This window comes from Pseudomonas putida, assembly GCA_041071465.1.
GTDB lineage: Bacteria > Pseudomonadota > Gammaproteobacteria > Pseudomonadales > Pseudomonadaceae > Aquipseudomonas > Aquipseudomonas putida_P.
In genome coordinates, this window is record CP163498.1 from 6,259,584 (window position 1) to 6,282,425 (window position 22,842).

At 65.8% G+C, this 22,842-nt stretch carries 28 protein-coding genes and 3 pseudogenes; 30 read left to right on the forward strand and 1 reads right to left on the reverse strand.

The genetic code is table 11. The annotated features are described in order from the left end of the window. Nucleotide 1 precedes the first annotated feature (1 nt). From lspA to AB5975_28755, 8 genes and pseudogenes are all read left to right on the forward strand, one after another. Nucleotides 2-502: a signal peptidase II gene (gene lspA, locus AB5975_28720; GenBank protein ID XDR20354.1), complete on the forward strand. Its 501-nt coding sequence runs from the start codon at nucleotides 2-4 to the stop codon at nucleotides 500-502. Nucleotides 503-966: 464 nt separating this feature from the next. Then, nucleotides 967-1,149: pseudogene (locus AB5975_28725) on the forward strand (hypothetical protein). Nucleotides 1,150-1,485: 336 nt separating this feature from the next. Next, complete coding sequence (locus tag AB5975_28730; GenBank protein XDR20355.1) at nucleotides 1,486-1,698, forward strand: hypothetical protein; 213 nt, start codon at nucleotides 1,486-1,488, stop codon at nucleotides 1,696-1,698. 21 nt (nucleotides 1,699-1,719) lie between these two features. Further along, complete coding sequence (locus tag AB5975_28735; protein XDR20356.1) at nucleotides 1,720-2,112, forward strand: hypothetical protein; 393 nt, start codon at nucleotides 1,720-1,722, stop codon at nucleotides 2,110-2,112. Nucleotides 2,113-2,292: 180 nt separating this feature from the next. Then, the gene (locus AB5975_28740; GenBank protein XDR20357.1) at nucleotides 2,293-2,979 is read left to right on the forward strand and encodes a hypothetical protein; all 687 of its coding nucleotides are present in this window, start codon (nucleotides 2,293-2,295) and stop codon (nucleotides 2,977-2,979) included. Between the two features lie 83 nt (nucleotides 2,980-3,062). Next, nucleotides 3,063-3,800: an ABC transporter substrate-binding protein gene (locus tag AB5975_28745; protein XDR20358.1), complete on the forward strand. Its 738-nt coding sequence runs from the start codon at nucleotides 3,063-3,065 to the stop codon at nucleotides 3,798-3,800. Between the two features lie 97 nt (nucleotides 3,801-3,897). Beyond that, complete coding sequence (locus AB5975_28750; protein ID XDR20359.1) at nucleotides 3,898-4,176, forward strand: uridylate kinase; 279 nt, start codon at nucleotides 3,898-3,900, stop codon at nucleotides 4,174-4,176. A 288-nt stretch (nucleotides 4,177-4,464) separates the two neighbouring features. Then, a complete protein-coding gene (locus AB5975_28755; GenBank protein ID XDR20360.1) occupies nucleotides 4,465-5,289 on the forward strand; it encodes a GTPase in 825 nt (274 codons plus the stop codon). 261 nt (nucleotides 5,290-5,550) lie between these two features. Here AB5975_28755 and merR read toward each other — a convergent pair whose 3' ends face one another. Beyond that, nucleotides 5,551-5,958: an Hg(II)-responsive transcriptional regulator gene (merR, locus tag AB5975_28760; GenBank protein ID XDR20361.1), complete on the reverse strand. Its 408-nt coding sequence runs from the start codon at nucleotides 5,956-5,958 to the stop codon at nucleotides 5,551-5,553. 71 nt (nucleotides 5,959-6,029) lie between these two features. On the opposite strand from merR, the gene merT reads away from it, so the two are divergent. The 22 genes and pseudogenes from merT (at nucleotide 6,030) to AB5975_28870 (ending at nucleotide 22,839) form a co-directional block, all read left to right on the forward strand. Beyond that, nucleotides 6,030-6,380, forward strand: coding sequence for a mercuric ion transporter MerT (gene merT / locus AB5975_28765; protein ID XDR20362.1), 351 nt, complete (start codon nucleotides 6,030-6,032; stop codon nucleotides 6,378-6,380). A gap of 12 nt (nucleotides 6,381-6,392) precedes the next feature. Next, nucleotides 6,393-6,680: a mercury resistance system periplasmic binding protein MerP gene (gene merP, locus AB5975_28770; GenBank protein ID XDR20363.1), complete on the forward strand. Its 288-nt coding sequence runs from the start codon at nucleotides 6,393-6,395 to the stop codon at nucleotides 6,678-6,680. 10 nt (nucleotides 6,681-6,690) lie between these two features. Further along, a complete protein-coding gene (gene merA, locus AB5975_28775) occupies nucleotides 6,691-8,379 on the forward strand; it encodes a mercury(II) reductase (GenBank protein XDR20364.1) in 1,689 nt (562 codons plus the stop codon). Nucleotides 8,380-8,403: 24 nt separating this feature from the next. Continuing rightward, nucleotides 8,404-9,395: pseudogene (locus AB5975_28780) on the forward strand (Tn3 family transposase). A gap of 45 nt (nucleotides 9,396-9,440) precedes the next feature. Next, nucleotides 9,441-9,725, forward strand: a complete 285-nt coding sequence (locus AB5975_28785; protein ID XDR23053.1) for a DUF3085 domain-containing protein — start codon at nucleotides 9,441-9,443, stop codon at nucleotides 9,723-9,725. A gap of 141 nt (nucleotides 9,726-9,866) precedes the next feature. After that, nucleotides 9,867-10,317: pseudogene (locus tag AB5975_28790) on the forward strand (XF1762 family protein). Between the two features lie 310 nt (nucleotides 10,318-10,627). After that, on the forward strand, nucleotides 10,628-11,533 hold the full coding sequence (locus AB5975_28795) for a DUF3577 domain-containing protein (protein ID XDR20365.1): 906 nt from the start codon (nucleotides 10,628-10,630) through the stop codon (nucleotides 11,531-11,533). A gap of 144 nt (nucleotides 11,534-11,677) precedes the next feature. Continuing rightward, nucleotides 11,678-12,505: a DUF932 domain-containing protein gene (locus AB5975_28800; GenBank protein ID XDR20366.1), complete on the forward strand. Its 828-nt coding sequence runs from the start codon at nucleotides 11,678-11,680 to the stop codon at nucleotides 12,503-12,505. A 94-nt stretch (nucleotides 12,506-12,599) separates the two neighbouring features. After that, complete coding sequence (locus AB5975_28805) at nucleotides 12,600-13,289, forward strand: DUF3275 family protein (GenBank protein ID XDR20367.1); 690 nt, start codon at nucleotides 12,600-12,602, stop codon at nucleotides 13,287-13,289. A gap of 94 nt (nucleotides 13,290-13,383) precedes the next feature. Next, complete coding sequence (locus AB5975_28810) at nucleotides 13,384-13,725, forward strand: hypothetical protein (GenBank protein ID XDR20368.1); 342 nt, start codon at nucleotides 13,384-13,386, stop codon at nucleotides 13,723-13,725. Nucleotides 13,726-13,829: 104 nt separating this feature from the next. Then, nucleotides 13,830-14,237, forward strand: a complete 408-nt coding sequence (locus AB5975_28815) for a hypothetical protein (protein XDR20369.1) — start codon at nucleotides 13,830-13,832, stop codon at nucleotides 14,235-14,237. A 16-nt stretch (nucleotides 14,238-14,253) separates the two neighbouring features. After that, on the forward strand, nucleotides 14,254-14,514 hold the full coding sequence (locus AB5975_28820) for a hypothetical protein (GenBank protein XDR20370.1): 261 nt from the start codon (nucleotides 14,254-14,256) through the stop codon (nucleotides 14,512-14,514). Nucleotides 14,515-14,590: 76 nt separating this feature from the next. Then, nucleotides 14,591-15,238, forward strand: a complete 648-nt coding sequence (locus tag AB5975_28825; GenBank protein ID XDR20371.1) for a hypothetical protein — start codon at nucleotides 14,591-14,593, stop codon at nucleotides 15,236-15,238. Between the two features lie 40 nt (nucleotides 15,239-15,278). Then, on the forward strand, nucleotides 15,279-16,412 hold the full coding sequence (locus tag AB5975_28830; GenBank protein XDR23054.1) for a DUF6094 domain-containing protein: 1,134 nt from the start codon (nucleotides 15,279-15,281) through the stop codon (nucleotides 16,410-16,412). 50 nt (nucleotides 16,413-16,462) lie between these two features. Further along, nucleotides 16,463-16,783, forward strand: a complete 321-nt coding sequence (locus tag AB5975_28835) for a methyltransferase (protein ID XDR20372.1) — start codon at nucleotides 16,463-16,465, stop codon at nucleotides 16,781-16,783. Between the two features lie 89 nt (nucleotides 16,784-16,872). After that, the gene (locus AB5975_28840) at nucleotides 16,873-17,178 is read left to right on the forward strand and encodes a hypothetical protein (protein XDR20373.1); all 306 of its coding nucleotides are present in this window, start codon (nucleotides 16,873-16,875) and stop codon (nucleotides 17,176-17,178) included. Nucleotides 17,179-17,314: 136 nt separating this feature from the next. Continuing rightward, on the forward strand, nucleotides 17,315-19,594 hold the full coding sequence (locus AB5975_28845) for a helicase-related protein (GenBank protein XDR20374.1): 2,280 nt from the start codon (nucleotides 17,315-17,317) through the stop codon (nucleotides 19,592-19,594). 137 nt (nucleotides 19,595-19,731) lie between these two features. Beyond that, nucleotides 19,732-20,331 (forward strand): PilL N-terminal domain-containing protein, encoded by a 600-nt coding sequence (locus AB5975_28850; protein ID XDR20375.1) that lies wholly within the window; start codon nucleotides 19,732-19,734, stop codon nucleotides 20,329-20,331. After that, a complete protein-coding gene (locus tag AB5975_28855) occupies nucleotides 20,328-20,972 on the forward strand; it encodes a hypothetical protein (GenBank protein ID XDR20376.1) in 645 nt (214 codons plus the stop codon). The genes AB5975_28850 and AB5975_28855 overlap by 4 nt, the downstream gene beginning before the upstream one ends. A gap of 12 nt (nucleotides 20,973-20,984) precedes the next feature. Continuing rightward, the gene (locus AB5975_28860) at nucleotides 20,985-21,722 is read left to right on the forward strand and encodes a TIGR03759 family integrating conjugative element protein (protein ID XDR20377.1); all 738 of its coding nucleotides are present in this window, start codon (nucleotides 20,985-20,987) and stop codon (nucleotides 21,720-21,722) included. After that, on the forward strand, nucleotides 21,704-22,294 hold the full coding sequence (locus AB5975_28865; GenBank protein XDR20378.1) for a transglycosylase SLT domain-containing protein: 591 nt from the start codon (nucleotides 21,704-21,706) through the stop codon (nucleotides 22,292-22,294). Before AB5975_28860 ends, AB5975_28865 begins: the two co-directional genes overlap by 19 nt. After that, a complete protein-coding gene (locus AB5975_28870; GenBank protein ID XDR20379.1) occupies nucleotides 22,291-22,839 on the forward strand; it encodes an integrating conjugative element protein in 549 nt (182 codons plus the stop codon). Before AB5975_28865 ends, AB5975_28870 begins: the two co-directional genes overlap by 4 nt. The last annotated feature ends 3 nt before the right edge of the window (nucleotides 22,840-22,842 follow it).

The following is a 22,842-nucleotide window of genomic DNA, read 5'->3' on the forward strand; positions in this document are numbered from 1 at the left end:
AATGGATGAACCATCTCTTCGCAAGACGCAGTGGTACTCACTCGCGATCGTTATATTCGCCGGCGATCAGGCAGCTAAGAGCTACATTGACGCGACAACTCCCTTGGGTTGGTCGCACGAGGTGGCGTCATTCTTCAACCTAGTTCACGCTCTCAATCCCGGCGCGGCGTTCAGCTTCCTTGCTGGCGCGGGCGGCTGGCAGCGGTGGTTTTTTCTGGCGATCGCGTTCGCAATATCGGCATGGCTCGCATGGCTGCTCTCCCGGCCGCTGCGCAAAACGGAAGGCCTTTCGTACAGCCTCATTCTGGGCGGCGCATTGGGCAACGCGTTCGACCGCGCCACGCGCGGGCACGTTATCGACTACATCGACTTTCACCTGCACGGCTGGCACTGGCCCGCCTTCAACATCGCTGACATGGCCATCGTGGGCGGGGCGATCGCGCTGGTGGCCCAGTCGTTCATGAGCGTGGAGAACCCGGCCGCCACAAAGGAGTCCCAGTGACATTGGGACGATCCGGAAATTCGCAATGCACACGGTGCAGGACACCAATCTGAAGAGAACGGCCCCCAGCATGAGCGGCCGCGGCTTGGCCCTCATGCTAGCGCCCACCGCCGCTTTTGCTGCAACGCCCTGTTGCGATGGCGGCGATTGCTGCAACGACGTCGCAATGCCTTGCTGTGAATAAACAGCACGCAAGCCAGTTGACCTGGCAATTATGAAAGTCCATCACGGCGATGCTGGCCTTTTTCGTTCCAATGAGCCGTCACGGAGAGGTGATGATGAAGCTATGCCGGGATCCTGCAAGCTTTAGGACGGTCTTCTTTACCGCATAGCGATATGCTGATGTCACCCGTTCGCCTCGCCTGGCAAGTACAAGTAGTTCGTCGCGGTTTTCTGGCCGTGTCCGCCCGCTTCGCTGGCCCTTTTGCCCAAACAAGCGCAATCATGCCTGCGTTACCACCAAAGTTCGCCCCCGCCAGTTGCTGTTCCTAAAGGGCATCAAGCTCAACGCCATCGCCGACCGGCCAGCGTATTTCGCATCGCTGCGTGCCCGTCGGGGCCAGCCCATCGTCATCCTCGCAGAGCTGGGACCGGACGAGGCATTCGCCCTGTGGAAGCAGCATGTACTGGGCGACAGGCCTCGCTGACCCAGTTTCGCCTCATCCTCCTGACAGCCCCGCACTTATTGCGGGGCTTTCTTTTTCCGCGTTCGCCAATCGGGGCTGTTGCAAATGCCGATTTCCGGCTGACGCGGCTCGCCTCGCGCATGAAGCTGCCCGCATGTGTCGCTGATTCGTCAGCACCATGCCAGCAGCCAGAGTTTCCAGGCTGCCGCGGATTCTTTCCGCGCTACCCGCCAGTCCGCCATCGCATCGAGTCTGCGGACGCGCGTCACCCGTGACGCCGATGCTTTTTTCTCAACCGCGTGCGGGAGCTGCCATCCCGTGAGGGACGAGGCCCCGCTTTTTCCAAGGAGCCCGTCCATGTCCCAGCAAGCCTCTTTCGGCCAGTTGGCCTTGATCCATTGCGGCAAGTTCCTGCCGCTCGAAATCCTGCATAGCGCCGCCGGCCACTACATCGGCACGCGCGATACAGAAGGTCCCGTTTCGCGGGAATCCTGCCAGTACTTCCGCAGCTATGCCGCGGCTCAACGTGCCCTCGAAAGAGGCGGCTGGTCCCAGCTCGCCACACCCTGATCCAACTGGAGGAACCACGTCATGAACCAGCTTTTGCCCCAGGAAGTCGTCGATCAGATCATGCGGGAAGAGCAGCATTTCGCCGCCGCGCCCCAAGCCTTCTTCGAGGTCTGGAAGCGCGGCGTCGAGATCGCAGGCCCGCAATGGTTTGGCGACGGCACGCGCGAAGGCCTGAACCAGGCAAAGAGCAAGTGGGATCTGCGTCCCGACATGCTGCGTGCCAACGACGCACTCGGCGTCCTGAGCAGCGGGGAACGCATGTTCCTGTCCGCCATGTTCAGCTTCTACAACGCGCGCGAGGGCGGTGCCATGCTCAAGCGCTGCCACTTCCAAGGACTGTCGGACTTCGATGGTCTCGATCTGCAACGTCGCCAGGTGATCGCCGACCTGCTGCTGAACTACAGCGGTTGGTGAGCCGGTCCCTGGCACACCTTCATCACTGCGTTCACGGGACCCCATGAGGGACATGCGCCTCGTTCGAGGCCATGTCCCTCGCGTTTCTCCCGCCCAGCGCCATCCGGCATCAGGCGGTTTCCCCTGCGGATGCCATCGTCCGCAAGGGCTGGCTCCGTTCATTCATCGAAAGGAGCCTTCATGGCCAACAACTACTACGAAGCCACCGGCGTTCTCGTGCTCGACCGTGTGACGCCCGTCATCCAGGCGCTGTTCGGCGCCTTCGCGCTGGACGAGAGCCACCCCGGCAACGGGCAGGCCTACATCGCCCAGATCGCCGAGACCACCAATCCGCAATGGCCGGACGTGCTCGATGGCCTGGAAGACCTGGCCACGCAACTCGGTATTCCGATGCCGGACGACGAAGGGCTGTCGATCCCGCCGCTGCTCGAACTGCTCGCCGTGCACTTCCGTGCCGATGAGGACGAAGAGCTGGGGAACTTGATCGACCGTCATTCGTTCGAGGACACCGCCGATCTCGACGCATTGTTTCTGATCGCCACCCGGTTCGATGACGGGCACCACCTGACCGCCATCCAGTTCGAGGGCTGCTGGTACTGCAGCAAGCCGCGGCTGTTCGAGTTCGGCGGCAACGGCTGCTACCTGAGCCGCGAGGTCCGCTTCATCAGCTCCTCCTCCCAGGCCCTCCAGCTCGGCGACCAATTGCGCAAGACCATTGTGGCCGCCGACATCGAAGAGGCTTCGGCCCTGATCGCGCTGGAGACCATCAATCTGCTGGCGGGCGTCAGCGACGAGCCATTCCGCATGAATTTGCGCCGGCGCGTCGCCGAGCGATTGGCCCAAACGCCAACGATCAGCGTCACCTGACGCTGTTTCCTTTCTTTCCACCCACCGGGGTCAATTCCCGGTGGCGGGGATTTGCTCCATCATTATTCTGTTGGAGAAATCCCATGTCCCAGAATCCCAATCCCTTTCTACGCGGCTACTGGAATCTGAAAATCGTCCGCACGCTGTCCATCAGCTACGAGGACGGAAGCCCGCATGTTTGGCGAAACATCCACCCGAGCCAGCAGCACCTCTGCGACGCGGCGCTGGTTTCTTCTCCTTGCATCATCACCAGCGACTTCGCGGTGGTCAGGACTGGCACCGAACCTGTCGGCGCCGCACTGATCGCCGAATGCGACGCGGCTGAAGGGGGCAGCGGCGAAGGCATGGTGGGTGCCGTGGTGTACGCGATCCACGGCGACGACTTCGACGGCCGCCCCGTCCACATTGGCGACACCTATTCGGCCGAGGCCGCACGGGAAGTCGTGCAGCGGTTGAGCTTCGAGACCGGCTACTACAGCCGGTGCTGGGAAATCAGCAGCGCGCACATCAGCCGCGAAACCGGCCAGTACCTGGCCAACCTGGCTGACCTCGCGACGCCGGAGGCCTTTTTGTTCATCGCGTTCCGGATTCCCTACAGCCCGGCGATCGGCGTCAAGCTGATCTCCACGCCCTGGACGGACCAGCACCTGCAGGACGTCGAGGGGATCGCCGCCGAGCAGCTTCGGCAGGAGCACCGCAGCAAGGGCATGCCGGACGAGCTGGCACAGATCCTTGAACTGGCCGGCCAGGCCGACGTGCGCATCCTCATCCTCGATGCCGACGCACCCGTGTTGCCGGGCCTATCGCTGGCCGGCGAATAGCTGCCACACACATCCCCGGCCTTCCTTGTCCTCACCGCATGCCGGCCCGGTCTCCCGCCAGAGAGCCGGGCCGGCGCACTTTCACAGGAGCGATCCCATGTTCCCCGACCTCATCACACCCGCATCCGACTTCGAGCACCAACTCGGAGCCTGCGTCAACGCCATGAGCCAGGAAGATGCCATCGGCCAGATCCTGGTATTCGAGCGCATGAGCGGCACGCTGCACATGCGCCATATCGCCAGCGCCGACCTGGTGGACACCGACGTGGACGACTACGAAATGGTCGTCTTCGACGGTGGCAACACAAGCGGCGACACGTGGAAACACGTGTTCTTTCCGCGTCAGCGCGAGCACTACTTCGTGTACCAAGCCTGATTCCTCCAGCCCCTTTCGAGGGGCTTTTTCTTGCCCGCAGCACAGGAAAACGGTTGTGGTGCGGTGCCGTTTCCTGCGGGCAGGCAGACCGCCCCAGGGCCATGCTTGCCCCATGTTCGTCGGCGTTGCCGGCACATGCCCAGGCAGTCGAGACCTTCGAGGCTGCAAGCGCGGGAAACCGTGCTGGTCGTTTCTTCCTACGGACCTACCGCGTCCATCCACGCCACCCACAAGGGACCTCTCCCTTGCGGGCGGGGAATCCCTTGTTTTTCCTCAAGGAGTTTCCCCATGGATCGTTCCCTCATCAAATCCATGATGCCTTCGCTGGTCGCAGGCCATGTGCCCCGCAACGTGCGGTCGTTCAAGTACCGCGTGTTCGATGATCAGCCGCTGTCCTCAACGCTGGGCTTCGCCATCGACCCCCAACCCTTCGACGGCAAGGTGGTCGCCGCGACCGACGATGCCATCGTCGTCAAGCTCAAGCCTTCCGAGTTCGCGGTGCTCGATCCCAGCCTGGTGACCACGGTTCCTGCCGAAGGCGCCAAGGTGCATGTCCAACCCTATGCCCGTCGTCGCTTCGACGGACTGCGCGCGGACACGCCGGAGGTCATCACCGAGGAGACTTCGGACGGCACGCCGTACACCATCACGAGGCACATCCTCGGCTCGGCGCCGGCCAAGCTGCCCATTCCCACGCCGCAGTGCATGGAGTTGGGCCAGCTCATCGAGCAGTTGGAGGAGATGCCGGCCCCCGATCGCTTCCGGCGCATCACCCACATGCTGGTGGATGCCGGTGCCCGCGACTTCACCTGGGTCGATCCCACGCCCTCCAAGATCATCGAGACCCCGCCGGCGATCAGCTTCACGGTCTCGACCGCGAAGTTCGAGGGCCGGGTGACGATCCTCTACGACCGCGGCGGAGACACCTACGTGGTGGAACTGCACCGTCAGAACGGTGAATCGGTCGAACTGGTCGATCGGCACGACGAGGTGTATTTCGACATGCTCGGCGAAGTGCTGGAGAGGCTCATCGACGACGGGCGCTGGCGCCAGATCGACGTGAGCATCCTCGACGCGAAAGCGGCCCGCAAGCGCCAGGCCGTCCCGGCATGACGCCCCGCAGCGAAACCGGGCGGTCCTGCGGCTGACCCGAGGCATCCGCCACGGCGTTCCAGCCGTTCCGGCCGCGTGCACTACAGGCCCTTCATCCCATCGGATGGAGGCCTTTCTCATTCTTCCACACAGGAGATTTCATCCATGTCACTGCGATTCAAAGGCGCTGACCTGCGCCCCGTGCTGACCGAAGCCATCGCCAATCAGGGGTCGTCTCAGAAAACGGAAAAAAATCGTACGCTAAGAGCCGAAGTGGGCCCTTTAGCAGCAATGCAAAGCTGCGATCAACGGGCAGGAAACATTGCCATGGTGCGCGTTGCACTCTCTCACTAGCGTCGACAGGGCCTCTTCCATCCGCGTGAGGTCCGCCATGCGTGCGCGCACATCGGCCAGCCGGTGAGCAGCCAGTTCGGCCGCCTCGCTGCAATGGGTGCCGTCCTCCAGTTTCAGGAGCTGGCCGACTTCATCCAGGCTGAATCCCAGGCGCTGGGCTGACTTCACGAACTTCACCCGCGCCACGTCCGCCTGCCCGTAGCGGCGGATGCGACCGTAGGGCCGCTCCGGCTGGGGTAGCAAGCCCTTGAGCTGATAGAAGCGGATCGTCTCCACGTTGACCCGGGCTGCCTTGGCGAAGGCCCCGATGGTCAGATTCTCTTGAGCGTTCTCCATGGCGCTTGACTCCGTAGTTGACTACGGAAGTAACGTTACAGCATCAAGCGAAGTCCCGGAAGGAGAACCTTATGTCGGAACCCAAGAACGGCTGCGGCGCACTGGCGACCGGCGGCGTCGCGGCCGTCCTCGCCTCGGCCTGCTGCCTCGGCCCCCTTGTCCTGGTCGCGCTCGGCTTCTCTGGCGCGTGGATCGGCAACCTGACCGTGCTGGAGCCGTATCGGCCGATCTTCATCGGCGCAGCGCTCATCGCGCTGTTCTTCGCCTGGCGCAGCATCTTCCGACCAGCCCATGCCTGCAAGCCCGGCGACGTTTGCGCCGTGCCCCAAGTGCGGACTGCCTACAAGGTGATCTTCTGGATCGTGGCCGCCCTGGTTCTGGTTGCCCTCGCGTTTCCCTACGTCCTGCCGCTGTTCTACTGAAAGGAGATCACCATGAAGAAACTCACCACCCTCACCACCCTCATCGCCCTGGCCGCCGCTCTAAGCGCGCCCGCCTGGGCTGCCACCAAGACCGTCACCCTGTCGGTGCCCGGCATGACCTGCGCCGCGTGCCCGATCACGGTCAAGACGGCTCTGTCCAAGGTCGCCGGCGTCGAGAAGGCCGAAGTCAGCTTCGAGAAGCGGGAGGCCGTCGTCACCTTCGACGAGGCCAAGACCAATGCCGACGCCTTGACCAAGGCCACCGCAAACGCGGGTTACCCGTCCAGCGTCAAGCAGTGAGGGCGTAATCATGGCCGAGGCGATCACCCTCCACATCGAAGGCATGACCTGCACGTCGTGCGCCGAGCACGTCCAGCAGGCTTTGACGAACGTGCCCGGCGTGCGCGCGGCCTCGGTGTCCTATCCGCAGCGGCAGGCCGAAATCGAGGCGGATGCAGGCGTGAGCGTGGCCCCGCTGGTTGCCGCAGTGGCCACGCTCGGCTATCGCGCACGGCTTACCGACACGCCGAACAAGCCTGCCGGCCTGCTAGACAAGGCGCTGGGCTGGCTCGGTGGCGAAACGAAGCATGTTGGCGGTGAACAAGCGCTGCACGTGGCTGTGATAGGCAGCGGCGGCGCGGCGATGGCGGCTGCCTTGAAGGCCGTGGAGCAAGGCGCCCGCGTCACGCTGATCGAGCGCGGCACCATCGGCGGCACCTGCGTCAATGTCGGCTGCGTGCCGTCCAAGATCATGATCCGCGCCGCGCACATCGTCCACCTGCGCCGCGAAAGCCCGTTCGATGCTGGCCTGCCGGCCGCAGCGCCCGCTGTACTGCGCGAGCGGCTGCTGGCCCAGCAACAAGGCCGCGTCGAGGAGCTGCGCCATGCCAAGTACGAAGGCATCCTGGCAAGCACTCCGGCCATCACCGTGCTGCGCGGCGAGGCCCGGTTCAGGGACACGCGCACGCTGACCGTGGCGACCGCTGACGGCGGCACGCACGAGGTGAACTTCGACCGCTGCCTGATTGCCACCGGCGCGAGCCCGGCGCTTCCGCCAATCCCGGGCCTTGCGGACACACCCCACTGGACCTCCACCGAGGCGCTGGAAAGCAGCTCGCTCCCCGAGCGGCTGGCCGTGATTGGTTCCTCCGTGGTGGCGGTCGAGTTGGCGCAAGCCTTCGCCCGGCTGGGCAGCCAGGTCACGATCCTGGCGCGCAGCACGCTGTTCTTCCGAGAAGACCCGGCCATCGGGGAAGCCGTAACAGACGCCTTCCGCGCCGAGGGCATCGAGGTGCTGGACCACACCCAGGCGAGCCACGTTGCCTATGCGGGCGGGGAATTCGTGCTCACCACCGGGCAGGGGGAAGTGCGCGCCGACAAGCTGCTGGTCGCCACCGGTCGCGCGCCGAACACGCGCAGCCTGAACCTTGAAGCGGCAGGCGTCGAAGTCAATGCGCAGGGAGCCATCGTCATCGACCGCGCCATGCGCACGAGCGCACCGCACATCTTTGCTGCCGGCGACTGCACCGACCAGCCGCAGTTCGTCTATGTGGCGGCGGCGGCCGGCACGCGCGCCGCGATCAACATGACCGGCGGCGACGCGGCGCTGGACCTGACGGCGATGCCGGCGGTGGTGTTCACCGATCCGCAGGTGGCGACCGTGGGCTACAGCGAGGCGGAAGCGCACCACGACGGCATCGAGACCGACAGCCGGCTGCTGACGCTCGACAACGTGCCGAGGGCGCTCGCCAACTTCGACACGCGCGGCTTCATCAAGCTGGTGGCGGAAGCTGGCTCAGGGCGGCTGATCGGCGTACAGGCGGTCGCGCCGGAAGCGGGCGAACTGATCCAGACGGCCGCGCTGGCGATCCGCCACCGGATGACCGTGCAGGAGCTGGCCGACCAGTTGTTCCCCTACCTGACCATGGTCGAGGGACTGAAGCTCGCGGCGCAGACCTTCAACAAGGACGTGAAGCAACTGTCCTGTTGCGCCGGATGAGGAAAAGGGAGGTGTTCGATGAACGCCTACAGCCGCGCCAACCGCCGCATCTACGCGGCCTTGTCCGATCCCCTGTCGGCCACCCACCGGCACCGCCTCGACGATCTGCTCAAGCGCCACGACAACGGCAAGACGACCTGGCTGGCCTGGCTGCGCCAGTCGCCCGTCAAGCCGAACTCGCGCCACATACTCGAACACATCGAGCGCCTCAAAGCCTGGCAGGCGCTCGACCTGCCTTCCGGCATCGAGCGGTCGGTGCACCAGAACCGCCTGCTCAAGATCGCCCGCGAAGGCGGCCAGATGACGCCCGCCGATCTGGCCAAGTTCGAGGCACAGCGCCGCTACGCGACCCTGGTGCGCTCGCCATCGAGGGCATGGCCACCGTCACCGACGAAATCATCGACCTGCACGACCGCATCCTGGGCAAGCTGTTCAACGCTGCCAAGCACAAGCATCAGCAGCAGTTCCAGGCGTCCGGCAAGGCGATCAACGCCAAGGTGCGGCTGGCCACCTCGATCAAGCAGGGCACGGTGACGGCCTCGCTGATGCTCAGGAAACTCGGCAGCTACCCGCGCCAGAACGGCCTGGCCGTGGCGCTGCGCGAGCTGGGCCGCATCGAGCGAACGCTGTTCATCCTGGACTGGCTGCAAAGCGTCGAGCTGCGCCGCCGCGTGCATGCCGGACTGAACAAGGGCGAAGCCCGCAACGCGCTAGCCCGCGCCGTGTTCTTCAACCGGCTGGGCGAAATCCGCGACCGCAGTTTCGAGCAGCAGCGCTACCGGGCCAGCGGCCTCAACCTGGTGACGGCGGCCATAGTGTTGTGGAACACGGTCTATCTGGAACGGGCCTCAAACGCCTTACGCGGTCACGGCCAGACTGTCGATGACGCCCTGTTGCAGTACCTGTCGCCGCTGGGCTGGGAGCACATCAACCTGACCGGCGATTACCTCTGGCGCAGCAGCGCCAAGATCGGCGCGGGCAAGTTCAGGCCGCTACGACCGCTGCAACCGGCTTAGCGTACGATTTTTTCCGTTTTCTGAGACGTCCCCAATCAGTGCCGCATTGTCCTGGTCAAGGATCAGGGCGTGTACTTCCTCGCCGAGCGTGGGGAGCGTCGCCCGGATGGGCGCCAGGCACTGCTCGCCTACGCCGTCGGATGCAACCCGGACACCGACCCGTTCGATGACTGGTGGCACCTCGCCGGCCGCGAGCTGGGCGGCGATGACTTCGCGGAGTATTTCGACCCGAAGGACGGCCTGTTCACGCGCCTCCAGCACTCGGCGGACGATCTCGTGCTTTCCGCCACCGCCACGCACCTGTCCTTAGCAGTGGTGCCTCCCGCCTGACGCGGCAACCGCCTCGCAGCCCCCGCATCGGGGGCCTTCTTTTGTTCGCACCGCCGCCATCGCCGCGCGTGCGCGTTTGTCTCCAGCCGCCGAGGCACGCCCCGCCGGCCACAACGCCGGCATGCCACCGGAGACAACCGCATGAACACGCCATCGACCTCGCCGAGGCTGCACCTCCTACCGGTGTCGCTGCGCACGGCCAATGCATTCGTTCTGTCGCACCATCGCCACCACCGCCCGGTCCAGGGCGCGAAGTTCGCCCTGGCCGTCACGCTGAGCGACAGCGACCTGATCCACGGCGTGGCCATTGTCGGCCGCCCGGTCGCGCGGCACCTGGACGCTGGAAGTCACGCGGCTGTGCACCGACGGCACACCCAGCGCCTGCAGCAAGCTCTACGGCGCGGCCTGGCAGGCGGCAAGGGCGCTGGGCTACATACGCCTGCTCACCTACACCATGCCCGACGAAGGTGGCGCCAGCCTGCGCGCCGCCGGCTGGCGGCTGATCGGCGCGCGCGGTGGCGGCGCCTGGAGCCGTCCCGGCCGTCCGCGCGCCGATACCCCCGAGCACCTGCGCGGCGCCAAGTGCCTGTGACAGGCGCCGGGTGGCGCGGACAAAGGGAAGCGCCCGGGTGCCGATTGATTGCTGCCGCGCGCGCGAGGCCCCGCCATGCTGGCCCCATGCCTGCTGACGTCGTCAGCGACATGCCAGGCAACCATCGGTCTTCGAGGTTGCGGCGCAGTTCCCACTGCGTGACCGAGCCAGCTCGCACCGCATCCTTCCGCGAGCGGCCACCAGCCTCTGGTGGCGGATGCTTTCGCCTTATCAACCCACCGCGGGGTCACGCACCTTCCCCGCATGCGTGGGCCGGTGTGTCTCCGCTTCATCCCAATGGAGATTCACCATGAACACCACGTCCAACGAGAAATCGTATTTCGACCTCCACACCTCGGGCATCGGCTACATCCAGCGTGTCCGTGAAGTGCCCGTCCGGGGCGGCCGCCGTGCGCAGCCTTTCCTGGCATGCACCATCGCCGCGCTGGTCGGCCCCGCCCGGGACCCCAGCTACCGCTACTTCGACGTCAAGGTCTCGGGTGCCGAGGCCAAGAAGCTCGTTCAGCGCTACATCGGCGTTGACGATCCCAAGCAGCGCCCGCTGGTGCGCTTTCGCCTCGGTGACCTGTGGGGCGATGTGTACATCCGCGACAAGGGTGAGCAGAAGGGTCAGGCCGCCGCGTCCCTCAAGGCGCGACTGCTCAAGGCCGAACTGATCGACCGGGCCGAACTGGCTTCGATCGAGCAGCACGAGTTGATCACCCGCGGCATCGGCTATCTCAATCGTGTGAAGGACGTCACCCCAAAAGCTGGCGACTCGTTCCTCTCTTGCACCGTCGCGGCACTGGCCGGGCCTGTCGATGAACCGGAGTATCGGTACTTCGACACCATCGTCGCCACCCCGGAAGCCGAGCACCTGGTTCGCCGGTGCGTTCAGGCCGTCGAGGGTGACCGCAAGGTGCTGATCGCCTTCCGTCTGAACGACATGAAGATCGATCCGTACATCCGCACCAAGGGTGAGCACGCCGGGGAACCGGCCGCCAGCCTGGAATCGACGCTGGTCCACATCGGTCTCATCAAGATCGACGGCACCCAGGTCTATCCGACGAGCCAGGCGCAAGCCGAGGCGCCGCCGGCCGAAGACGCATCCGCGTCCGAAGCCGACGATGCCATCGACACGGCCACCGAGCCCGCCGAGCGCGAGCCCGAGGCGCAAGTCCAGGAGCAGGAGCCGGCATTGGCTGCTTCGTTCTGATCCGGCACGGCCTCTCACGGGGCCTTGTCGCTTTTCCTCCCCACGTACGCCGCGTCCCCAGGACGCGTGCTTGCGCATTTCATCCCCGAGTTCCGCGTGGTCTCACGGCCACGCGGTTGTCGAATTTCTCAAAGGAGATCAGCCATGTCTCTGGTATCCCGCTTTGCTCCGCAATCCCCGATCCTGCGCTCTGATCGCCCACTCTCGGACGACCGCATTCGTGCCGTCGTTCCGTCGATCTTCGCCGACGCTCCACATGGGAGCCGGTCCGATCGGTATGCCTACATACCGACCTCGACCGTGCTGACCAAGCTGCGCCAGGAGGGCTTCGAGCCCTTCATGGTGTGTCAGACGCGCGTGCGCAACGAAGACCGGCGCGAGTACACGAAGCACCTCATCCGACTTCGCCATGCAAGCCAGATCAACGGCGACGAGGCGAACGAGATCATCCTGCTCAACAGCCATGACGGCACGAGCAGCTATCAGATGCTCGCCGGCATGTTCCGGTTCGTCTGCCACAACGGCCTGGTTTGCGGTGACACCACCGCAGACATCCGCGTTCCCCACAAGGGCGACGTGGCCAGCCAGGTGATCGAAGGTGCCTACGGAGTCCTCGAAGGTTTCGAGCGCGTGCATAACGCGCGCGATGCGATGCGCACCATCACCCTCGATGAGGGCGAAGCGGAGGTCTTTGCGAACTCTGCGCTCGCACTCAAGTACGACGATCCGGCCAAGTCCACGCCTGTCACCGAGAGCCAACTGCTGGCCCCTCGGCGATGGGACGACCGCAAGAACGACCTGTGGGCCGTCTTCAACCGCGTCCAGGAGAACCTAGTCAAAGGGGGCCTGAACGGACGCACGGCCAACGGCCGCAATCAGCGCACCCGTCCGGTGCAAGGCATCGACCAGAACCTGCGCCTGAACCGGGCGTTGTGGCTGCTGGCCGAAGGCATGCGCCAGCTCAAGGCGTGATGCCACGCGGACCTCGCCCACCTCGGGCGAGGCCATTTCCTCTCATCCACCGGGTGCCGTCGGCGGCCCGTCATTCATCATCAGGAGAACCATCATGGCAACCCCATCGGCTTCCGAGAAATCTGTTGCGCCCATCGTCGTCCCCGGCCAGCTCACGCTGCGTACCATCCGCGGCAAGAACGGCCCGTTCACGGTTGGCCGCCTCGCGACGCACCTCGGTACTTTCGAGGTCAAAGACCCGGAGCTGGAGCAGTACCCCGAAGGCAAGTACGACGGGGAATTCATCATCAGGTACATCTTCCCGAAGTCCTATCCGGTCGGCGGCGGCATGCGGTTCGAGATCCGTGCCAGCCTCGACGGCATGACGCTCAACGGCATCGACAAACTCAGCCGCGACGAAGCCCGCAGCTTCGCCACCCAGGACGTCGATCCGCTCGATGAAGAGCAAGGGGCGCAGCCTGCGGCAACGCCGGCCAAGCCCACCAAAGCGTCCAGGCCCGCCAAGCCCGCACCCGTGCAGGCGTCCGCGGACCCGCTGGTCGATACCACGCCCTTCGGCGTGGATGCGCCACCGCCTGCTACGGCCGCTGCCCCCGGCAGCACCGAAGACGGTGACGCCGCGCTCTTCGGCCTGCTGTGGCCGCTGGGCGAGTCCGTGAAACTGGATTCGACCATCGACCGCCGCACCCTGCGCGCGCAGATCGCCCGCCTGGGCGAGCTGGGCTACGCGCTGGACTTCAAGACGCAGGAGTGGAGCCGCCAGGCCGAACCAAAACCTGCGTGATCGCAGACGCCGCATGCGCGGTGTTCTTCATCCACCCGCCGGGGTTCCTTTCCCATGCGGGGGAGGCCCTGGCCATTTTCTGGAGGTCTCCATCATGTCCACCATCGCTTGCGATACCCCGCGTTCAACGCTGGATGAACCCGCGTGGCGGGACCTTTGCAAAGCGGCCGCCGCACACGCCCAGCGCGGTTGCGGCTTGTCCTACGACCACTACGTGACGCTCTTCAGTTCGGCGATCGACGCACAGGCCAATCGTTTGCCGGATGAGCAACGTGCTCAGGCTCTCGAAATCGCGGCCCAGGAATGGGACTACGCAACACCTGCCGAACGGCAGGAAACCCAGGACTGGAATGCGGAGCATGGCTATTGCTCGCACGGGATCGAGTTCGGCTACTGCCCGGCCGGTTGTGATCGAGACGATGACGACTGGGATTGAGGGCGACGCATAGGTTCCTTCGCCGCAGATGCGGCATTCCATCACCCGCTGGGGGTTCTTCCCCACGGGGAGGCCTTCAGCTCAACTTTTCGAGGAGGCCTCTCATGGGCTGGTATTTCTCAAACCAATCGCGGTCCGAACTGATCGCGGAACTGATCGCACCGCAAGAGACCGAGCGCGCCAGCGTCAAGGTCATCGCTCACACCCTGCGCGGCAACGTGCTGTGGTCCGTCGCCGAAGTGACCGCCAAGGTCGAAGGCGTGCATCGTGATCTCGCACCGGGCCAGTCCCTGCGCTACATCCGCTGCGATCTGCTTGAACGAAGCGGCGGCCAGTGGGGCTACAAGTCCTTGGACGAGTCCATGCACCCGTACTACTACACGTGCCCGCTGTCCTATCTGGACCTCGCACCGGAGCAGTCCGCCGACTGGCGTGCAGGCGTTCGCGCCTACCACGCCCGGCGGCGCACACCCACGGCATCCGCGGCATCCGCCGCGGCGTCGATGGCCTGAGCCAGGAGGAACCGACATGGACCCGATCCTGGCAACGCTTCCGCCCTCGTTGCTGGCACTCGTTGAAGGGAGTTTGTCCAACGACGAAGTGTCCTCCGACGAGGAAATGCTGGCGTACTTCATCGACAACGGCCTCACCGAGGACCAGGCACGGCAGGCACTGACCTACCGCGACCAGTACCTCAACAACATCTACCTGGAAGGCTTCACGCCGATCACTTCGGCGGACGAGCCGCTTCACTTCAACCCGCACACCCGGCAGTTCGAGCCGGACTGAGCGGTTTTCTTCCACCCCCTGGGGCAGTACTTGCCCCAGCGGGCGGTGCTGTTCCCGTTCATCCGAGGACACCACCATGCCCGCAAACACTTCTTCCACGCTGTACCGCATCGACGAATGCCCGGACGTGATGGCCGACGCCTGCGTCGGCGATGACCAGGGCAACCTGATCTTCCTGTCCATCTGGGCGCGGGACACCGCCGTCCAGCAGTTCCTCGCTCGCCTGACCCTCGGGCGCGACGAGCAGGGACTGGACCAGTTCCACGTCATCACCGACCAGGGCGGCAGCGTCCCGGTATTCATCGGCAACGTCGATCGCCTGGAAAAGCGCATCACGCGCGCGTACCGGCGGACGCTGTTCGGCTCGCTGTCCAACGTGTGGCTGTTCGACCGGCGCTGCGTCAAGCCCGACAAGGCCAACGCCAGCGCATTGGCACTGCTGCCACGCGACAGCGCCCACAGGCTTGACCGCCTGTGGATGCTGGTGCGGGACACCTGCCCGTTGCCGCTGCTCGATCACTGGCGCGAGACCGTGCTGGAACTGCTGCAAACCCGCGAGATGCTGGCCCGCCTTCCGTTCGCCCTCGGGCCGCTGGAAGGCCATCGGCTCGCCATCGACGTGCCGGCGCTGACCCTGGCGCTCGGCTCCCTGATCCGCAGCGACGCGCTCACCGCCTATCCGTATCCGGCCAAGATTTGGACGCCGGAAGCGGTAGCGGCTTGACCCACCCTCGGAGGCACGCCTTGGCGTACTTCCGTGTTTCATCCCCGCCAACCAGGAGACTTCCATGGCCCTCATGTTCCCGCGGCTCGCCCGCAATTTCGTCAAGAACGGATATTTCCCGACCGACGAACCCACGCTCGAAAGAGCGCTCAACGCACTGATGCCCAGCGACGGGCCGATGTGCATCCTCGATCCCTGCGCCGGCGAAGGCGTGGCGATCGCCGAAGCCGCCCATGCCCTCGGGCGCGAGCAGGCAAAGGCGTTCGCCGTCGAGTTCGACGCGGAGCGGGCGCGCCATGCCCGCGGCCTGGTCGATCACTGCCTGCACGCGGACCTGATGGACACGATGGTCTCCAAGCAGTCCTTCGGGCTGCTCTGGCTCAACCCGCCGTATGGGGACCTGTCCAAGGACGTCAACGGCAACATCGGCTATCAGGGCCAGGGCCGTGCCCGCCTTGAAAAGCTGTTCTACCAGCGCACGCTCTCGCTGCTGCAATACGGCGGCGTGCTGGTTTTCATCGTCCCCGGCTACGTGCTCGACGCGGAGTTGGTCGGCTGGCTGACGCGCCACTACACGGACCTGCGCATCTACCGAGCGGTGGAGACGCAGTTCAAGCAGGTGGTGATCTTCGGACGCCGGGTGCGCCAGCGCGAGCAGGTGCCCGATGGCGTCAAGGCCGTGCGCAATCTGCTGTTGCAGGTAGGGCAAGGCGAAGTCGAAGCCGAGGAACTGCCGAGCGAGTGGCCGTTCCTGCCGTACATCGTCCCCGCCAGCCCGGCCGAGCCAGAGCATTTCTTCCGCGTGACGATGGAGCCCGAGCAGTTCGCCGATGAGGTTGGCAGGCTGCAAGGCTTGTGGCCATCGCAGGACACGCACCTGGGGGCTGCGCAGCAATCGCTGCGTCCACCGGCGCGGGCCTTGTCCCGCTGGCATCTCGCCCTGGCTCTGGCCGCGGGTGCGATCTCGGGGGTTGTGCGCTCCAAGACCGGGCGCGTGCTCGTCGTCAAAGGTGACACCCACAAGGACAAGACGCTCCAGCGGGAGTTCACCGAACGCGAAGACGGCTCCATCGCCGAGACCCGCATCCTCACCGACAAGTTCGTTCCCGTCATCCGCGCGTGGGACATGACACCTGGCTCCGCGACACGGGGCGAGGTGTTGACCATTCGCTGATCCACCGGACGCGCTGCCGTCCTGCTGTACCAACTCGAAGGAGAAACACCATGATCCCCAATCCGTTCAAGCGGCCTGCGCCGCACAAGCAACCGTTGTTCGCACCGAGTACGTTGAAGTTGAGCGAGAAGGTGCATTGGCTGGCCCGGCGAGGCCTGATCGACCCCTTGGCCTATGTCCAGCGCCATGTGCGCGGGGACTGGGGCGAGATCGATGAGGCCACACGCCAAGCCAACGACGTGGCGATCCAACAGGACAACCTAATGATCTCGCAGTTCAGGATCACGCCGGACCTGGCGCTGATCGTCAAGACCAGCGAGGACCACCAGACCACGGTGGTCCAGCTTCCCGAAGAGCGGGACCTGATCTGAGGCCCCACATCGTCATCCTCATCCACCTGACGGAGCCACTTCACTCCGGCAGGGGTGTCGTGGCTCAATGACTCATCAAGGAGGAGCCCATGGCATCGCATCGCATCGAAACCTACTGCCAGCGGCTGGCGTTCCCCATCGGGGCGCTCATCTTCAGCAGAGGTGTAGACCGCCTGGTCCGCGCGGGTCGCCTGGACCCGATCCCGTACTTCAGGCGCCACACCCGTGGCGACTGGGGCGACGTCAACATCCAGCAATGGCAGACGAACAGCAGCGCGCTTCAATCGGGCGCGTCGCTGGAATCGCACTACGTGATCCATCCGGGGCTCGCCATTCGCATCGTCACCGATTCGCAGCGCTGCGCAACCGTCATCGTGCTTCCGTCCGAAGACTGAGCACGGTTCACCTGCGGGCCGCCCAGGCCAGCACCTTCAACCACCCTCAGCCACGCGTCGATTCTCTTCCCACCACGGGGCATGCCATTGCCCCGCTGGGGGTGGTGCATGCCCCATTTTTCTTTGGAGCATCACCATGTCCCTCGATCTCGAAACCACTGCCGCTGAATCCGCGCCCGTACAGGGCGAACTGCTCGACGCGGAATCTTCCCCTCTGACCCTGAGCCTTCAGGATTTTGTCGGCGAGTTCGGCGACGAACTACTCGACGCCCTCAACAGCGCTAATCCGCCGGTCTATACCGGCCAACCGCAGGCGCACCGGCAACTGGTGGTCGCCAGCCTCAAGCGCAAGCTGTTCCCAGCCCAGGCCGAAGTCGTCCACGCCGCCGCCGAGCTGCTGATCGACCGTGGCGAACGTGCTGCGATCGTCAATGGCGAGATGGGCTGCGGCAAGACGACCGTCGGCATTGCCACGGCCGCCGTGCTCAACGCCGAAGGCTATCGCCGCACTCTGGTGCTGTCGCCGCCCCACCTGGTTTACAAGTGGCGGCGCGAGATCCAGGAGACGGTGGCCGGTGCCAAGGTGTGGGTACTCAACGGGCCGGATACGCTCGTCAAGCTCATCAAGCTGCGCGAGCAGTTGGGCGTGCAGCCCACGGGCCAGGAGTTCTTCGTCCTGGGGCGCGTCAGGATGCGGATGGGCTTTCACTGGAAGCCTGTCTTCACCACGCGGCGCACCCGCCACGGCGACGTGGCGGCCTGCCCGGACTGCGGCACGGTCATCACCGACCTCGACGGCGAGCCGGTCAACCCGATCGCGCTCCAAGCCGAGGAGTGCCGCAGGAAGTGCGGCCACTGCGCCGCGCCCCTGTGGACACTGATCCGCCCGCGCAGTCTGTCCGGCAGCGACCAGTCCTCGGCCGTGCTCAAAGCCTTAAAGCGCATACCGACCATCGGAGAGGTCACCGCGCAGAAGCTGATGCAAAAGTTCGGTGACGGGTTCCTGGCGTCGATGCTCGGCGACAACATCCATGAGTTCATCAACCTCATGGATGGCAACGGCGAGCTGGTGTTTTCCGACCGTCAGGCCACGCGCATGGAACGTGCGATGGCCAACATGGAGTTCGGCTTTGGCGAGGGCGGCTATCAGCCGTCCGAGTTCATCAAACGCTACCTGCCGCAAGGCACGTTCGACCTGCTCATCGCCGATGAGGCACATGAGTACAAGAACGGGGGCAGTGCCCAGGGCCAGGCCATGGGCGTGCTGGCGGCGAAGGCTCGCAAGACCTTGCTGCTGACCGGCACGTTGATGGGCGGCTACGGGGACGACCTGTTCCACCTGCTGTTCCGAGCCCTTCCGGGGCGGATGATCGAAGACGGCTACCGCCCGACCACGAGCGGCAGCATGACCTCGGCTGCGATGGCGTTCATGCGCGATCACGGGGTGTTGAAGGACATCTACTCCGAGAGCACCGGCACGGCGCACAAGACGGCCAAGGGCACCAAGGTATCGGTGCGCACGGTCAAGGCCCCGGGGTTTGGCCCCAAGGGCGTGCTGCGCTGCATCCTGCCGTTCACGATCTTTCTCAAGCTCAAGGACATCGGTGGCAACGTCCTGCCGCCGTATGACGAGGAGTTCCGTGAAGTCGCGATGGACACGGCGCAAGCCGCGGCCTACCGCGATCTGGCGGGTCGGCTGACCGCGGAGCTGAAACAGGCTCTGGCGCGACGCGATACGACCTTGCTGGGTGTGGTCCTCAACGTGCTGCTGGCCTGGCCGGATTGCTGCTTCCGGTCGGAGACCGTGGTGCATCCGCGCACGCGCAACACCTTGGCGTTTGTCCCGGCTCAGTTCAACGAGTTCGAGATCAGCCCCAAGGAGCGTGAGCTGATCGACATCTGCAAAGAGGAGAAGGCGCAGGGCCGCAAGGTCCTGGCCTACACGGTCTATACCGGCACGCGCGACACCACGTCGCGCCTGAAGGTGTTGCTGGAGCAGGAAGGCTTCAAGGTGGCGGTGCTGCGCGCGAGCGTGGATGCCAGCCGCCGCGAAGACTGGATCGCCGAGCAACTGGACCGTGGCATCGACGTGCTCATCACCAACCCCGAGTTGGTCAAGACGGGGCTGGACCTGTTGGAGTTCCCGACGATCGTGTTCATGCAGTCGGGCTACAACGTGTACTCGCTCCAGCAGGCGGCACGCCGCTCCTGGCGCATCGGGCAGAAGCAGCCCGTGCGTGTGATCTACCTCGGCTACGCCGGTTCCTCGCAGATGACCTGCCTGGAGCTGATGGCCAAGAAGATCATGGTCTCGCAGTCCACCTCGGGCGACGTGCCCGAATCCGGGCTCGATGTCCTGAACCAGGACGGTGATTCCGTCGAGGTCGCACTGGCCCGGCAGCTTGTCGCCGCATGACACGTTCCACTTACGGCCCTTCGGGGCGTTTTTTTTGCCGCTCCCGGTAAATCGGACGCTGCCTGGTTCGCATTGTTTGCTGCCGCTCGCGGCCTGAGCGGCGATGGTGAGGGCTGGATGTTTCAGGACGCCGAGCTATGTGCCCCTCTCCACCGTGGTTTCACTATCCCGAACGCCGCCTTCTGGCGGGATTTCTCGGCCTGCTGTGGTCGGTGCTGGCCGGTGGCTGCGCGACGACGACTGCGCCGGTCGCGCCCGACACCATCGCGGAAGTCTTGGCCGCGCCTGAACCCGAGGCTTCCGAGTACATCCCGGTCGTGCGCTACGCCCGCTACACACTGGTCGAACTGGCACCCATGGCGGCGCAGCGCGACCTGTTGTTGCAGACCATCGACGTGTCCATGCCCGAGGATGCCCGCGCCACGGTCGGGGATGGGCTTCGGCACGTGCTCAAACGCAGCGGCTATGGCCTGTGCCAGACCGCGCATGCCGTGATCGAGCTGTACGCGCTGCCGTTGCCGGCGGTACACCTGCACCTCGGCCCCATGACCTTGCGCGATGCGCTGCTCACGCTGGCTGGCCCGGCCTGGGAACTGCACGCGGATGACCGCGCACGGCAAATCTGCTTCGAGCGGCCCGGCGATCGCGCGGTCGCCGAGTCCCCATCCGAGCCACCCGCCACCGAGGCGGTGCAGACGTTCCCGCTGGCACCCATGGTTTCGGGAGGCCAGCCATGAACGCCCCGCAACCTGCCCAGCGATCGACCGCCGCCGTGGTGGTGCAGAGCCTGATGTGGCTCTGGTTGATCTTCCTCAGCGTCTTGGCGGCCCTGGGCTACCAGGCCCTCAGCGACCAGGCCGACCAGGAGCGGCTGGATTCCCGCCTGCAACGCCTGGAAGCGCAGGCAACTGGCTTGGCCGAGACGATCGAGGCCATCCAGCAGCGCCCGGCCGTCGCGACGGACGCTGACCTCAAAGACACCCGCCAGATTCTGGAAGCACGCGCGGCCCAGGTCGAGAAATCTCTCAGTGGCTACGCAGCGGCCGACGACCTCCAGGCGCTGCGCGCGGAGGTCGAGCAGATCAAGGCGCGCCAAGCCGCCGCGCGTGCCACCGCACCCGCCCAGCGGCGCGCATCGCGCACGTCCGCCGCCTCCAAGACCGAGCTGCCGCCGCTGCCATTCCGCGTCGTCGGCGCCGAACTGCGCGCCGGCCAGCGCAGCGTGTCCGTCGCGCCGAGCATCGGGGACTTCACGCCCGCCCAACTTCAGGTGCTGCTGCCCGGGGATGCGGTCGGCCCGTGGCGCCTGCAGGCGATCGAGGGCAACACCGCAGTGTTCCAGGCCGGCAACCAGACCCGCCGCGTGGCGATTCCCTGACCGGAGCACCCCATGAAGCCGTCGATCCTCCTTTTCGCGGTCCTGGTGGCGTCGTCGCAATGGCCCGCCTGGGCGCAGCAGCCCGCAACGACCTCGGCGCGCAACGCACAGAGCCAGGAGCGCCCGCTGGCCGCCCGCGTGCTGGACGACCGGGTGGCAACCGAATGGGGCTTGCAGCCACAAGAATGGGCACGCTACCGCGAGCTGATGGATGGGCCGCTGGGTATCTACTCGCCCAACCTGGACCCGCTGTCCGCCCTGGGCATCGAAGCTCGCACGGACGAAGAACGGCGCCGCTATGCGGAACTGCAGGTGCAGGTGGAAGCGCGCCGCGTCGAGAAGCTGCTCGCCTACCAGCGCGCCTACGACGAGGCCTGGCAGCGCCTGAATCCGGGGATGCAGCGCGTGAACCTGCCCGACGACAAGCCGGGCGCCGGCCCATCCAGCAGTCCCTTGCGCGGCAGCGGCCGCATGGCGGTGTTCGTCAAGGACGGCTGCGCAGCCTGCGGACAGCTCGTGCAGCGCCTGCAATCCTCGGGCGCGGAGTTCGACCTGTACATGGTGGGCAGCCGCCAGGATGACGCGCGCATCCGCGACTGGGCCAAGCGCGCGCAGATCGACCCGGCGCGCGTGCGCGCCGGCAGCATCACGCTCAACCACGACGGCGGCCGCTGGCTGTCACTGGGCCTGCCCGGCGATCTGCCCGCCGCCGTGCGCGAAGTGAACGGCCAATGGCAGCGCCAGCCGTAGCCATGCCCCTGCGCGCACTGGTGCTCACTGCCGGCCTGTATGCCGTTGCCGCCCTGGCCCAGGAGGTTCCGCCACCGGCTTACCAGCTTGCCGCCCAGCGCGCAGGCATCCCCTCGACCGTGCTCTACGCCGTGGCCTTGCAGGAGAGCGGCATCCGGCGCAACGGGCGCCTGGTGCCGTGGCCGTGGTCCCTCAACGTCGCCGGCCAGTCGCGCCGCTTCGCCACGCGCGCCGACGCCTGCGCTGGCCTGCAGCAGGCGATGCGCGCCACGCCGCACACGCGCATTGATGCGGGCCTGGGCCAGATCAACCTCGGCTACCACAAGCACCGCTTTACCGGCGCGTGCGACCTGCTGGATCCGTATCGCAACCTGGCCGTTGCCGCCGAGATCCTGAAGGAGCAGCACACCCCCGGCGAGGACTGGCTGCTGGCGATCGGCCGCTACCACCGCCCCGCAGGCGGCGAGCCCGCCGCCCGCTATCGGCGCAGCGTGTCGCGCCACCTTGCCCGCGTGCAGGGCACGCGACCAGCCGCCGCGGTCCTCGCGGCGCGCCAGGAGACCTCCCCATGACGAAACCCCATCCCGCCCATCTCGCGTTCACGGGCCTACTCATGCTGCTGTCAGGCCTGCCGCTGGCCTCGCGTGCCGGCGAGCCACTGATCGTTGTCGAGGACCGTGGCGGCACGTCGGCATTGCCGTACTACGAAGCCCTGAATCTCCAGCCGCGCGCCAACGCACCGGCGCGGCCGTCCATCCCGACGCCCCAGGTTCCTGCCACACGGGCGGACGAAGCCGCGATGCTGCCGGTGCGCAGCGCCAAGCTCACGCCCGGCACCGTCGCGCGACGGGTGATCGAAGCGCCCGGCCTGCGGCCGTTCGTGGTCATCGGCGACGACGAGGCTTCCCGGGCCTGGTTGCAGCGCCGCGCCGCCGCTTTGCGCGAACGTGGCGCGGTCGGCCTGGTCGTCAACGTCGAGACCGCGCAGGGCCTGGCGCGGCTGCGCGCCCTGGTGCCGGGCGTGCCGCTCGCGCCCGTGGCCGGCGACGACCTGGCCGATCGCCTGGGCCTGCGGCACTACCCGGCGCTGATCACGGCCACCGGCATCGAGCAATGAAGC